The organism is Saccharothrix sp. NRRL B-16348, assembly GCF_001280085.1.
Classification (GTDB): domain Bacteria; phylum Actinomycetota; class Actinomycetes; order Mycobacteriales; family Pseudonocardiaceae; genus Actinosynnema.
Genome location: NZ_LGED01000096.1, coordinates 1 through 471, shown reverse-complemented (window position 1 = coordinate 471; position 471 = coordinate 1). Strand labels below are relative to the sequence as shown.

1 pseudogene is annotated in these 471 nt (G+C 72.6%); it reads right to left on the bottom strand.

The features are described from left to right. A pseudogene (locus tag ADK67_RS52410) lies at positions 1-471 on the bottom strand (radical SAM protein); the annotation flags it as partial.

The following is a 471-nucleotide window of genomic DNA, read 5'->3' as shown; positions in this document are numbered from 1 at the left end:
GTCGGCGCGGCCGTGACGGTGCGGGTGGTGCGGCTTGGTCACGTCGTGGACCTGGAAGCCGAAGCTGTGCTGCATGAGGTAGCGGGCCTGCTCGTCCAGACCGGCCACGACCACGGCCCGGTCGGTGATCGCGACCAGCCTGCCGCCCAGCTCCCGCGCCAACGCGGCAGCGGTGTTCGGGTCCGGCGGGGCCCACTCCGTCGCGCACCGGCCGAGCTGGGAGACCGGGCAGATGTCGCACAGCTCGCGGATGCCGTAGTGGCCGTTGTAGTCCGCCACCCCGTGCGCGTACGCGACCGCGCAGGACGTCTTGCGGAACAACACCGCCCCGTCGGGGTGGCGTGCCGCGACGGTCAGGATGCGCCGCTCCAACCGTTCCGGGAACACCTTGCGCCGCGCCCCCGCCTCGTACGGTTCGGGCAGGCCTTGGGCGCGGTAGTAGTCGCGGATCGCGTCGCGGTAGAACAGGCC